This window comes from Victivallis sp. Marseille-Q1083 (genome assembly GCF_903645315.1).
In the GTDB taxonomy this organism is placed as follows: Bacteria; Verrucomicrobiota; Lentisphaeria; order Victivallales; family Victivallaceae; genus UMGS1518.
Window position 1 is genome coordinate 2,511,836 of the sequence record NZ_CAHJXL010000001.1, and the last position, 12,441, is coordinate 2,524,276.

Here is a 12,441-nt window from a genome sequence, read left to right on the forward strand (position 1 = left end):
TATGTTGACATTGCTGATTGCCGTCGTCGTCGCGTTGCTTTTCGGTTACGGCGCGACGATGGCTTGGAATATCTGGTGGGGGGTGGCCTGTGCTCTGGTCGGCTTTGCTGCGGCACAGCTTTCGATCGGGTTCTGGATCCGGAAAAAGATCAATTTGATCAATACCGAATTGCAGAATATCATGACGGAAGCCCAGAACCAGATCAACCGGCGGATTCAGAATTTTCAGCGTCGTCCGGTCGGCAGTCCCAAAGCCGCCCAGGAACTGCTGGAAAAAGAACAGAATAAGTCGATTGAAAAGGCGTTGGAAGCGACGAAGAAATTCGAACGCTTTTATAAGTGGAATTTGCTGCTGTCCCGCCAGACCAATACGATGCGGATGATGTTTTACTACCGGCTCAGGGAGTTCGGCAAAGTGGACGAGCTGTTGAAGAAATGCTTTTTCATGGACCCGCAGTCGGTGGCGATGGCGCTGGCCAGAAAGTATCACCGGCACGATGAAAAGATCGACCGCTTCTTCAAGCGCCGGATCAAGCGGTTCAAAGGGGATGACTGCGCACTGCTGTACGCGGTTTACGGCTGGATTCTGGTCAAGCAGGATAAAGTCGACGAGGCGATCAAGCTGCTGACTGCGGCCAAGTCCAAGACCGATCATCCGGTGATCATCGACAATCTGGATCGTCTTTTGAACGGCAAGCCGAAACATTATTCCAATGCGGTACTCGGCGATCCGTGGTACGGACTCTATCTGGAGGAGCCGAAGATCAGGCAGACCCGCCAGGAACGGATGTTCTGATGAATCTGCTGTTCATCGGGGATGTCGTCGGCAAGGGCGGCCGGGAGGCGGTGCGGATGCTGGTGCCGGAGTTGCGCCGGGAATTCAATGTTTCGTTCGTCATTGTCAATGCTGAAAACAGTGCGGCCGGTTCCGGCCTGACCGCCGGCTGCCTCCGGGATCTCGGCGCGGCGGCGGATGTCTATACCGCCGGCGACCATGTCTGGGATCAGAAGATGTTCGAGCAGGAGATCGTCCATTGCGACAACGTGCTGCGGCCGGCCAATTTAAGTAAATTGCAGCCGGGGCGCGGCTTCGGCGTTTTCCGCAATCCGCTCGGCGGCAGCGTGGCGGTCATCGTGTTGCAGGGGAAGGGTTTCATGCGGGAATCGGCTTACTGTCCGTTTGAAACGGTGGAAAATATCCTCCGGGAATTGCCGGCGCCGGTCAAGACGATCATCGTCGATTTCCATGCGGAGGCGACCAGCGAAAAGATCGCGATGGGCTATTTCCTCGACGGCAAAGTGACGGCGGTGTTCGGAACCCACACCCATGTGCCGACGGCGGACGCCCGGGTACTGCCCGGCGGCACTGCCTATCTGACCGATGTCGGCATGGTCGGCGGCGTCGAGTCGGTGCTCGGCCGTGAAGTCGGGCCGGTGCTGCAGAAATTTCGCACCGGCATGCCGGGACGGCTGCCGGTGGTGGAGGAAAATATCCGCCTCGACGGCGTGATCGTCAGTTATGACCAGCATACCGGCCGGGCGACGGCCGTGAAGAATTTTTCGAGAATCTGGAATTCTGCCGAAAGGAACGGGTGATGAGTGAAATGAAGTTGCCGGAGATTGATTTTCAAAGGGTTGACCAATTGATTGAGTCGGCATTGGCCGAGGATCTCGGCGAACGCGGCGATACGACGACGCTGGCGGTGATTCCGCCGGAATTGATGGCGACAGCGGTCCTGTTGGCCAAGGAGGATCTGGTGTGCGCCGGATTGCCGGTGGCGGAACGGGTGTTCCGCCGGCTGGACGGGCATTGCCGGTTCGAGGCGCTGGTCAAAGAGGGGGAATTTTGTCCGAAAGGGACGTTGCTGGCGCGGATTGCCGGCCGGGCGCAGGCGCTGCTGACGGCGGAGCGGACCGCGTTGAATTTCCTGCAGCGGCTTTGCGGCGTGGCGACATGCGCCAGGCGCTATGCCGATGCGTTGCGCGGTAGCGGAACCCAAGTCCTCGATACCCGCAAAACGACGCCGGGATACCGCAACCTGGAAAAATATGCGGTGGCGGCCGGCGGCGCCGCCAATCATCGCATCGGCCTGTTCGACCGGGTGATGATCAAGGACAACCACCGGGAATTGGCCGGGCTGGAAGGCGCCGGCGGCATCGGCCGGTCGGTAGCCCGGGCCCGGCGGATGTTTCCGGACCTTGAGGTCCAGGTGGAAGCGGACAGCCTGAACGAAGTGCGGGAGGCGCTGGAGGCCGGGGCGGATTACATTCTGCTGGACAACATGTCCAACGAAATGATGGCCGAAGCGGTGAAGATGACCGCCGGCCGGGCGAAACTGGAAGCCAGCGGCGGAATTACGCTGGAACGGTTGCCGTCGATCGGCAAGCTGGGAGTCGATTTCGTTTCGGCCGGCGCGCTGACCCATTCGGTGAAATCGGCGGACATTTCGATGGATATCGAAGCGGAGAAATAACGAAAAGTGATTGCCAAACTTTATGGAATTCTCGACGAAAGCAATTTCACCAGTTGCATCGTCAATGTGCAGGGGGTCGGCTATCTGCTGTCCATACCCTTGAGCACTTTCGACCGTTTGCCGCTGCCGGGAGAAGCGGTGACGCTGCTGGTCTGCACCCAGGTGCGCGAGGATGCCATCACGCTGTTCGGGTTTGCGACGCCGGAGGAAAAGGCGTTGTTCGAACTGCTCATCACGGTCAGCGGCATCGGCGGCAAATTGGCGCTGAGTGTGCTCAGCAGCATGCCGGTCGGTAATTTCTGCTCCGCCATCGGCAGCGGCGACGTCAAAAGCCTGAGCCGGATCAGCGGCGTCGGCAAACGGACGGCGGAACGGTTGATCGTCGATTTGCGCGATAAAGTGACGACGCTGGGAACGGTGACCGCCGCTTCCGGCGCCACTGCCGCCGGCAAATTGCCGCCGGAAGCGGCCGCCGCGGTAGGCGATGCCGGAATGGCGCTGGAGCAGCTCGGCTTCAAGCGCGACCACGTCAACCAGGTGCTGCAGGAACTGGCGGAAAGCCTGCCGGCGGAAGAACTTACCAGTGAAAATCTGTTGCGCCGGGCGTTACTGGCGTTGAACCGAGTTTGATGCCGGGATAAAAAAAGACCTTCTTCCCCGTTGGGAACAGGGAAGAAGGCAGGCAAAAAGGGAAAGAAATAAAGATTCACATACCCTTTTAGACTGCCTGCGCGATGCTTTGTTCGATATCCTTTCCATTTTTTTGAAAAAAACTTTCCCGCCTTTTTCAAATTTCTTTCCCTGAAAATTGCTTTGCCGCGTTTCGTTTGCCGGGGTAGCGGAGAGCGCCTGATGAAAACAGCCGGTTCGCCTGAACAATACGGTTTCCACGTAAAATTATTTGAGGCGGCGGGAGGATGGGGCGAAAAAACGGGAAGGCTCCCTTTGGAAGAAAAGAGCGCCTTCCCGTTTCTTTAGAGACAGAATCGACAGGTTATTTGGAAATATCGATCACTTTGCCGTTGACCATGACAACTTCCGGCTGGAAATCATCATCCAGGATCAGGATATCGGCGAAATAGCCCGGCTCGAGTTTGCCGAGTTTCTCCAGGCCGAGCGCCTGCGCCTGGTTGTAAGAAGTGGTTTTGATCAGCTCCTTGAGTTCCAGGCCGGTTTCCTCATAGACGTTGCGCAGTGCGTTGCAGATCAGCAGCGTGCTGCCGGCCAGCGCACCGTTGGATTTCAAACGGGCGGCACCGTCGCTGACGATGACCGGCAGGCCGCCGAGCGTGTATTCGCCGTTCGGCATGCCGGCGGCACGCATCGCATCGGAAATCAACTGGATCTTATCGACGCTCTTGAAGCTGAAGACGAAACGGATCATGTCCGGACAGATGTGCAGTTTGTCGCAGATGAATTCGATAAAGACGTCTTCGCACATGAAGCCGGCGCCGACCAGGCCGATGTCGCGGTGATGCAGCGGCGTCATCTGGTTGCAGAAGTGGCTCAGGTTGCGCAAGCCGCGCTGGTTGCCTTCCATGAATTGGGCGAACGTCGCCGCGCTGTGAACGCAGGACGGCGTGATGCCGGCGGCGGTGAGGTCGGCGGCGAATTGCGGTCCGCCTTCGGATTCGATCGCATAGGAGACTTTCAGCACCGGAAAGATCGCGTTGAGGCGCTTGACCTCCTCGATGTCCGGCTTGCGGACGAAATCCGGATTCTGGGCGCCGAGACATTTGGCGTTGATGAACGGGCCTTCCAGGTGGACGCCCGGCACTTTACAGCCCGGCTTGCCGGATTTGACGTAATTGGCGGCGGTCCGCAGCGAGGCTGCCAACTGCTCTTCCCCGAGCGTCAGCGTGGTCGGCAGCAGCGTGGTGACGCCTTCCTTGAGTTTGCTGAACGCGATGGCCGCCATGCCTTCATCGGAAGCGTCGCAGAAGTCATAACCGCTTTTGCCGTGGCAATGGACGTCGATGAAACCCGGCACCACCATCCGGCCGCCGGCATCGATCGTCCGGTCGGCGGCCGGCAGTGCGTCGTCGTCGACATAGATTTTGGCGATCTTGTCGCCGTCGACCAGCAGCGCGGCATCCAGCACGTCGTAATCCGGCGAGATCAGGTGGCAATTTTTCAATAAAGTACGCATAAAAAAGTCCTCCTCTTTGGGGCAGAGGCGCCGTTTCGGTCGGATGGAGCGGAACGGCGCGGTTGAATGTGGTCCTTACTTTTTCAATTCCGGCAAGCTGGCGGCGATGACCGCCTGGCCGTGACGTTTGAATTTCTCGTCCGGCGTCCGGAAGGTGATCTGGGCCGCCAGGGCCGGAAATTCCGCTTTCAATACTTTTTCCGCTTCCCGGAGGATGATTTCACCGCCTTCGCCGGAAGTGACCCGGCCGAGGATCAGCAAGTTGCGGATTTCATAGAATTCGGCATAATGCGCGATGGCGTAACCGAAGCAACAGCCGATCGTCCGGTAGATTTTGGCGGCGCGCTCGTCCTTGGCGGCCATCGCTTCCTGGACTTTGACCAGGCGTTCCGGAAACGGCATCTCCTTCGGGAAGTCGAAACCGGCGGCCGGAGCCAGCCGGGCGACGCCCTGCTGCGAGAAGTACTGGACGCCGCAGCCGAGGTCGCCGGACCATTCGTCGGCCGGCGCGTTGTCGCGGTAATCGATCGGCGCGAAGGCCAGTTCGTTGAGCCAGTCGGTGATGTTGCCGTCGAGGTTGACGTAGCCGACCGCCTGGCTGGTGCCCATCGACAGACCCAGCACGCCGGCAGCTTCCATCGACATCGCACCGGCCAGCGCGGTCACTTCGCCGTCGTTGGCGACGACCAGCGGCACGTTGAACTCTTTCTGGATGTCATCGAAAATCGGCACGACGTATTTTTTGAAGTCTTCTTCGCTGACGCCGCGGAACAGGCTGGCCAGCCGCGGCTGGTTGTTGACGTAGACGCCGGCGGCGCTGCCGCCGATGGCATCGACGCGCGGCATCTTTTCGGCGGCGCGTTTCAGCGAGTCGCGAATGCCGGCCTTGTGGTACTCCGGATCTTTCTGGAAGTAGGGATCCCACGGCACTTCCTCGGTGAATACCACTTTGCCGTCGACGACCGCGGCGCATTTGCGGTCGGAGCCGCCGAGGTCGAAACCGATGCGGCAGCCGTCGAGGTGGCCGCCGAGCTTGACCTGGATTTCATGGGACCGGGGCGCTTCCGCCAGCGGACAGTTGACGATGGCGAACGGCCGGCCGTAGATTTTTTCGCCCATGATCTTATAATCGAATTCGCGGGCGCCGCCCGGGCAGTAGATTTTGCGCAGGTCGTCGGCCAGCGCGTCGCAGCCGGCGATGGTCACCTGGTAGCCGCCCTTCATCCACAGCAGATATTTGATCAGGCGTTCGACATATTTGATATTCAACGCGGCATAATCGCCTTCGTGGGGGAAGATCGCCGTCGAAAGCGTCGAAACCGTACCGTTGGAACGGGTGAGGGCGACGACGATGTCAACCCCTTTGCCGGACGCGGCGACTTCGGCGCGATAGGCCCGGTTCCAGAGGATGGCCGGAATGAATTCCGGGTCGAGTTCGGGACGAACTTTCGGGGAAACCGTAAGTTTCATCGATAACAACCTTTCGTTTTGTGTATGGTTTGAAAAAAATAAATACAATGACAATTAAATATAGCCAATTCCGATGAAAAGACAAACTTTGCGAAAACATTTACGCAAAAAAAAGCGATTTTTTTGTTGAAAACTCTGAAAAGCATGGTAAAATAAACCTGCGTAAACGATTACATTCAACGGCAACGGATAGAAAGCCTTCATGACGGAAAAACGCAATCTGACCATCAAGGAATTTGCCCGGCTGCTCGGCGTCTCGACCGCGACGGTGTCGCGCGCCTTCAGCGACAAGGGGCGGATCAGCGGCAAGACCCGTCAGCGGATTGTCGCCGAAGCGGAACGGCTCGGTTATCATGCCAATGTCCATGCCCGCAGCTTGTCGCGCAATGAAAGCGGCGGCATCATGCTGTTCTATCCGACCGTCAACGTCGATGAGCCGGACTATTTCATCAACGAGATCATGACCGGGCTGAACAGCGCGCTGCACCGGCTCGGCCAGCCGCTGCAGATCAATCCGTACGCGGCGGACAGCGATGCCGAATTCGAAAGTTGCCGGCGGCGGATTCTCGACGGCAGTACCGGCGGCGTCATCGTCGTCGCCGGCGACCGCCGGGCGGCGGAACTGGCCCAGCTGGCCCGGCGGCGCGGGCTGGCCTATGTGGTCGTCGGCCATATGAAGGGGATGGAGAGCAACACAGTCTGGTTCGACAACGAATACGGCGCCTTTCTGGCCGGCAAGTATTTCCGCGACATCAACCGGCGCCATCCGGCGTTTATCGGCGGCGTGCTGGACAAGCGCAAGCGCCGCGGCTTCATGCGCGGGCTGGGTTTGTCCGGCGAAGAGGTGATTTTCGTGCCGGGCGGTTCCGGCTTCCGCAAAGGGGCGCAGGCGCTGGAGTGGCTGTTGAGCGCGCATCCGGACGTGGATTGCGTGCTGTGCGCCAATGACGTGTTGGCGATCGGGCTGATCAAGGCGGCGCTGCAGCGGCAGATCGCCATCCCGCAGCGGCTGTCGGTCATCGGTTTCGACGACCTGCGTTTTTCCCGGCAGTTCACGCCGGCGTTGTCGAGCGTTTCGCTGAATTTGTTTGAAATCGGCACGGCGGCGGTGGCGATGCTGTCGCGGCAGTTGCAGGAGGGGAAGAATACGCTGCCGTCGGAAATTATCGAATGCGATCTGGTATTGCGCGAGTCTTCGTGATATTTTATATAGGCAGAAAGCATAGAAAACAAACCTAAAACGCAAAGGATGTTAGATGAAGCCGACATTATTGGTGCTGGCCGCCGGCATGGGCAGCCGCTACGGCGGACTGAAGCAGTTGGATCAACTGGGGCCGTCCGGTGAAACGATTATGGATTATTCGATTTATGACGCGATCCGCGCCGGATTCGGCAAGGTGGTGTTCATCATTCGCCACGATATCGAAAAGGAATTCAAGGACGTGATCGGCAAGCGCTATGAAGGGCGTATCGCCATCGATTACGCCTTTCAGTCGCTGGACGATCTGCCGGCCGGTTTCAGCGTGCCGGAAGGCCGCCAGAAACCGTGGGGAACCGGGCAGGCGGTTTACGCGGCGCGCGATGTCGTCAGGGAGCCGTTCGCGGTGATCAACGCCGATGATTTTTACGGGGCCGACGGCTACCGGAAGCTGGCGGAGTATTTGAGCCGGGCGGAAGATAAAAACGGCATCGGCGATTATTGCATGTGCGCCTTTGTCATGCGCAATACGCTGTCGGAAAATGGTTCGGTGTCGCGCGGCGTCTGCGAAGTCGATGCCAGCGGCGACTTGACCAAAGTGGTCGAGCACGCCAAGATCGAACGCGCCGCCGATGGCAGAATCGTCAGCACGCTCGAAGACGGTTCGGCGGTCGACTTCACCGGCGAAGAGCTGGTGTCGATGAACATGTGGGGCTTTACGCCGTCGCTGTTCGGCCGGATGGAAGCGTTGTTCAGCGCCTTTCTGCAGGAGCGCGGCCGGGAGTTGAAGAGCGAATTCTACATTCCGTTTGTGGCTGACGCGCTGATCCACCGGCGCCAGGCGCAGCTCAAGGTGCTGACCTCGGCGGATGCCTGGTTCGGCATCACCTACCGGGAAGACCGGCCGCACGTTGTCGCCAGCATTCAGGCGCTGGTCGACCGCGGCGTTTACCCGGCCAAACTGTTTGCCTGATGAGATTATTTCAATACGAAAGCTTAGGAGAACTATGAAGCACGACGTCAAAGCGGTCAGCCGGATGTTCGACATTTACGGCGATTTCGTCGGCGCGGTGCCGTATGGCACCGGCCATATCAACGATACTTACCAGGCGGCTTACAATCAGAGCGGCACGCTGGTGCATTACACCTTTCAGCGGATCAACTCCAATGTGTTCAAGAATCCGCCGGCCCTGATGGAGAACATCTCCCGGGTGACCACCCATATCTACCGGAAAATCAAGGACCAGAAGCAGGAGGCTTCGCGGCGGACGCTGCGGCTGGTCAAGGCGTTTGACGGCAAGTCCTACGTCATCGACGCCGACGGCAATTACTGGCGCGCTTATCTGTTCGTCGAAAAGGCCCGGACCTACGATGTGCTGGAAACGATCGATCAGGCTTTCCAGGCGGCCCGCTCGTTTGCGGAATTCCAGATGGATCTGGTCGACCTGCCGGGAGAACGCCTGAACGAGACGATTCCGGATTTTCACAATACGCCGAAGCGGATCGCCAATCTGGAAGCGGCGATCAAGGCGGACAAAATGGGACGGGTCAAGGAGGTTTCCAAAGAGATCGATTTCGTCATGAAGCGCAAGGAAGAGGCCGGTCTGCTGATCGATCTGCAGAACAAGGGCGAGATTCCGGAACGCATCACCCACAACGATACGAAGCTGAACAACGTGTTGATCGATGACGCCACCGGCGAAGGCGTCTGCGTCATCGACCTGGATACGGTGATGCCGGGCCTGGCGCATTACGACTTCGGCGACATGGTGCGCACCGGCACCAGCCCGGCGATGGAGGATGAAAAGGATTTGTCGAAGGTCTGTATGCGGTTCGAGATGTTCGAGGCGCTGCTGCGCGGTTATGTCAGCAACGCCGGTAAATTCCTCAATCCGGTCGAGCTGAATTTGTTGCCGTTCAGCGGCAAACTGATCACGCTGGAAATCGGCACCCGGTTCCTGACCGACTACCTGGAAGGCGACGTCTATTTCAAGATCCACCGGCCGGAGCACAACCTCGACCGCTGCCGCACCCAGTTCAAGCTGGTCGAATCCATCGAAAATCAGATGGACCGGATGATGGCGCTGTTGAATTCGTTGAAATAATCTCAATACAGGAGTTTGATTGGAAATGAGAATATTGGTTACCGGCGGAGCCGGTTTTATCGGCAGCCACATCGTGGAATATTTCCAGGGCAAGGCTGAAGTGCGGGTGTTGGACAATCTGCGTTCCGGCTACAAAAAGAACCTCGACGGTTTCAAGGTCGAATTCATCGAAGGCGATATCCGCGACCGGGAGACGGTGCGGCAGGCGATGGAAGGGGTCGATTACGTTTTCCATATGGCGGCGATGATCAGTGTGCCGGAGTCGATGTTCAAACCGATGGAATGCGTCGACATCAACGTCGACGGTCTGCTGATTGTTCTGGAAGAAGCGGCCAAGGCCGGCGTCAAGAAGCTCTGCTTCAGCACCAGCGCGGCGATTTACGGCGACAATCCGACCGTGCCGAAGCGCGAAGAGATGTTCCCGGAGCCGAAGAGCCCGTATGCGATCACCAAGCTGGACGGCGAATATTACTGCAACATGTTCACCAAGGAAGGCAAGCTGCAGACCGCCTGCCTGCGTTATTTCAACGTGTTCGGACCGCGCCAGGACCCGAAGAGCGCCTATGCGGCGGCGGTGCCGATTTTCACGGCCAAAGCGGTGGCCGACGAGGAAATTTCCATCTACGGCGACGGCGAACAGACGCGCGATTTCATCTATGTCAAGGATATCGTCGCGGCCAATGTCTTTATGGCGATGAACGATTTCACCGGCGTTTACAACATTGCCTACGGCGGCCGGATCACCATCAACGACCTGGTCGAGACGATCAAGAAGCTGACCGGCTCGAAGTCGCCGGTGAAGCATTTGCCGGAACGGGCCGGCGATGTCAAGCACTCGATGGCGGCGATCGACAAGCTGGCCGCCACCGGATTCAAACCGACCTATTCGTTCGAGAAAGGCTTGGCGGCGACCATCGCGTTTTTCAAAGAACAGCGGCAGAAGTGACGGCCGCATAACCTTCAATCAATCCATCAACGGAGAGTGTGTGTAAAAATGGATGTCATTATCAGAAAAGATGTGAAATCGGCAGTGGATCTGGCGGCGCGTATCATGGCCGATGCCCTGCGCAAACGGCCGGACATGACGCTGGGACTGGCGACCGGCCGGACGATGGAAGCGCTGTATGCTGAACTGGTGAAAATGCACCGGGAGGAAGGCCTGGATTTCTCGCTGGCCAAGTCGTTCAACCTGGATGAATACGTCGGATTGGCGCCGGACAATGTCAATTCCTACCGCTATTATATGAATCACCACTTGTTCGATCATGTCAATATCGACAAGCGCAATACCCATCTGCCGAACGGCCTGGCCAAGTGTGAAGCCGGCGAGTGCGAACGGTATGAGCAGGAGATGAGATTGGCCGGCGGCATCGACCTGCAACTGGTCGGCATCGGCCGCACCGGTCACATCGGTTTCAACGAGCCGCTTTCGCCGCTGACCAGCCGGACCCGCTCGGTGGCGTTGACCCAGGGAACGATCGAACAGAATTCGCCGTTGTTCACCTATCCGGATGTCATGCCGCGGCGGGCTTTCACGATGGGCGTCGGTACTGTGCTGGATGCCCGTTCTGTGCTGCTGCTGGCCACCGGCGCGGAAAAGGCGGACATTATCGCCAAGGCGATCGAAGGACCGGTCACTTCGATGATTTCGGCTTCGGCGCTGCAGATGCACCAGAACTGCACGGTCATTCTGGACGAGGAAGCGGCGGCGAAACTGCAGCTCAGGGATTTCTGCGACTGGACGTTCGCCAACGATCCGAAGTGGGATGCGTTCCGGTAAGATGATGAATTAGAAAAAGCAGCGTCCCGCCGCCGGCGAAGTATATTCCGGCGGCGAAACGCTGACCGCCGGTATCACAGGGGCGGAGTTGATTTCAAGCGGCGTCGGCATTGCCGGCGCTTTTTTTTTAAGCAGCCGGCCGGTCAACGGCCGGCTGAACGCAGGAGATCGCTCAATCAAAAGGGATGATAATCTCCGATGAATCTCGAATAAATTATTCGAATAAAAATAATTTGTTGTTGAATGAATCAATCATTATCAGATGATTTTCAATGAGTTTTTGTTCGTTTTTGTGGCGGCTGACTGATGAAAAGGGTTGCTTTTTGGGCTGGTTTTTACTATAATTATAATAGTAATCGAAGTTTGCCAAATATGTGGTGTGGAAAAACTGAACCATTGCAACGGCCAATCAAGCCCAACAGGAAAGGAAACCGCCAATGAGGAACAAAAACTTTACACTTATCGAATTGCTGGTGGTGATCGCGATTATTGCCATTCTGGCCAGCATGTTGCTGCCGGCGTTGACCAAGGCGAAAGCGGCGGCCCAGTCGGTCAAATGCCTGAGCAATCTGAAACAGATGGGGTTGGTGCATGCCTTTTATCAGGGGGATTACGACGACTGGGCGATGCCATCATTCGTGGTGGGGGATAGCGCCTGGTTCGGAACCGGCTGGAAATCGCATGTCGAAGTGTTCAAGGACGATTATGGTTTTTCTTATCAGGCTCTGATCTGTCCGGCTTCCGGCGGAGAGATTAAGGAACTGTATGGCGACACTTGGAACAGCTTCTACGACGGCGAAGGCAGTTATGGCATCAATTTTAGCAGCGTCGGCAGTCTGCCGCAATTTGTCCTGCAGAACAATGTCTGGTACCGTCCTCACAAAGTCAGTGAGATTGACTCTTTCGGCCGCGCCTCCACGCTGATCTGGGCGGCTGATTCCACGCCGAAAAGCCAGGGCGCCTGTAGCTGGAATAGCGGACTGTATATTTCGGCTTATGGCGGTGTTTCGCCGAACTGGGTCAAATCCGCCGGTGAATATGGTGCCGCCGGACGGCACTCCGACCGGGTCAATGCGGTGATTTTTGACGGCCATGCCGAAGCCATCCAGGCCCGCGACCTGATGAGCTGGGATACCCACTGGAGTCCGCTCAACGGCCAGAATGGTTTGATAATCAATGATTGGAATATTACGATTCCGGATTAATATTAATAGGAGAAGTGGATGCTGTTCACGGCATGCCGGGTAGTGCGCAATACGGAAGTT

Annotated in this window: 14 protein-coding genes; 11 read left to right on the forward strand and 3 right to left on the reverse strand. The window is 57.6% G+C overall.

What is annotated here, in order from left to right:
* Position 1 precedes the first annotated feature (1 nt).
* The 5 genes from HWX74_RS10305 to HWX74_RS20495 all read left to right on the forward strand — a co-directional run bounded on the left by HWX74_RS10305 (position 2) and on the right by HWX74_RS20495 (position 3,452).
* Positions 2-796: a hypothetical protein gene (locus HWX74_RS10305; RefSeq protein ID WP_176013451.1), complete on the forward strand. Its 795-nt coding sequence runs from the start codon at positions 2-4 to the stop codon at positions 794-796.
* Positions 796-1,596 (forward strand): TIGR00282 family metallophosphoesterase, encoded by an 801-nt coding sequence (locus tag HWX74_RS10310; protein ID WP_176013452.1) that lies wholly within the window; start codon positions 796-798, stop codon positions 1,594-1,596. Before HWX74_RS10305 ends, HWX74_RS10310 begins: the two co-directional genes overlap by 1 nt.
* Entirely contained in the window at positions 1,596-2,474 is an 879-nt protein-coding gene (gene nadC / locus HWX74_RS10315; RefSeq protein ID WP_217704924.1) for a carboxylating nicotinate-nucleotide diphosphorylase, read from the forward strand. Before HWX74_RS10310 ends, nadC begins: the two co-directional genes overlap by 1 nt.
* A gap of 6 nt (positions 2,475-2,480) precedes the next feature.
* Positions 2,481-3,104, forward strand: coding sequence for a Holliday junction branch migration protein RuvA (gene ruvA / locus HWX74_RS10320; protein ID WP_176013453.1), 624 nt, complete (start codon positions 2,481-2,483; stop codon positions 3,102-3,104).
* Positions 3,105-3,326: 222 nt separating this feature from the next.
* Complete coding sequence (locus HWX74_RS20495) at positions 3,327-3,452, forward strand: hypothetical protein (protein WP_303048100.1); 126 nt, start codon at positions 3,327-3,329, stop codon at positions 3,450-3,452.
* A 16-nt stretch (positions 3,453-3,468) separates the two neighbouring features.
* Here the strand turns inward: HWX74_RS20495 and nagA are convergent, their stop codons facing one another.
* Together nagA and HWX74_RS10330 are read right to left on the reverse strand one after the other, a co-directional pair.
* The gene (nagA, locus tag HWX74_RS10325; protein ID WP_176013454.1) at positions 3,469-4,623 is read right to left on the reverse strand and encodes an N-acetylglucosamine-6-phosphate deacetylase; all 1,155 of its coding nucleotides are present in this window, start codon (positions 4,621-4,623) and stop codon (positions 3,469-3,471) included.
* Between the two features lie 75 nt (positions 4,624-4,698).
* Complete coding sequence (locus HWX74_RS10330; RefSeq protein ID WP_176013455.1) at positions 4,699-6,093, reverse strand: ROK family protein; 1,395 nt, start codon at positions 6,091-6,093, stop codon at positions 4,699-4,701.
* Positions 6,094-6,295: 202 nt separating this feature from the next.
* Here HWX74_RS10330 and HWX74_RS10335 point away from each other — a divergent pair, with 202 nt between their 5' ends.
* Genes HWX74_RS10335 through nagB form a run of 5 tightly spaced genes read left to right on the forward strand, consistent with a single transcriptional unit; the run spans position 6,296 to position 11,176 of the window.
* Positions 6,296-7,294 carry a LacI family DNA-binding transcriptional regulator gene (locus HWX74_RS10335; protein WP_176013456.1) on the forward strand — a complete coding sequence of 333 codons (999 nt, stop codon included), beginning with the start codon at positions 6,296-6,298 and terminating at the stop codon, positions 7,292-7,294.
* A gap of 55 nt (positions 7,295-7,349) precedes the next feature.
* Positions 7,350-8,264, forward strand: coding sequence for a sugar phosphate nucleotidyltransferase (locus HWX74_RS10340; protein WP_176013457.1), 915 nt, complete (start codon positions 7,350-7,352; stop codon positions 8,262-8,264).
* 34 nt (positions 8,265-8,298) lie between these two features.
* Positions 8,299-9,396 (forward strand): phosphotransferase enzyme family protein, encoded by a 1,098-nt coding sequence (locus tag HWX74_RS10345; RefSeq protein ID WP_176013458.1) that lies wholly within the window; start codon positions 8,299-8,301, stop codon positions 9,394-9,396.
* Positions 9,397-9,421: 25 nt separating this feature from the next.
* The gene (locus HWX74_RS10350) at positions 9,422-10,342 is read left to right on the forward strand and encodes an SDR family oxidoreductase (RefSeq protein ID WP_176013459.1); all 921 of its coding nucleotides are present in this window, start codon (positions 9,422-9,424) and stop codon (positions 10,340-10,342) included.
* A gap of 48 nt (positions 10,343-10,390) precedes the next feature.
* Positions 10,391-11,176 (forward strand): glucosamine-6-phosphate deaminase, encoded by a 786-nt coding sequence (gene nagB, locus HWX74_RS10355; protein WP_176013460.1) that lies wholly within the window; start codon positions 10,391-10,393, stop codon positions 11,174-11,176.
* A 9-nt stretch (positions 11,177-11,185) separates the two neighbouring features.
* Here the strand turns inward: nagB and HWX74_RS10360 are convergent, their stop codons facing one another.
* On the reverse strand, positions 11,186-11,356 hold the full coding sequence (locus tag HWX74_RS10360) for a hypothetical protein (protein WP_176013461.1): 171 nt from the start codon (positions 11,354-11,356) through the stop codon (positions 11,186-11,188).
* A 257-nt stretch (positions 11,357-11,613) separates the two neighbouring features.
* Here HWX74_RS10360 and HWX74_RS20020 point away from each other — a divergent pair, with 257 nt between their 5' ends.
* Entirely contained in the window at positions 11,614-12,381 is a 768-nt protein-coding gene (locus tag HWX74_RS20020; protein WP_217704925.1) for a type II secretion system protein, read from the forward strand.
* Positions 12,382-12,441 lie beyond the last annotated feature (60 nt).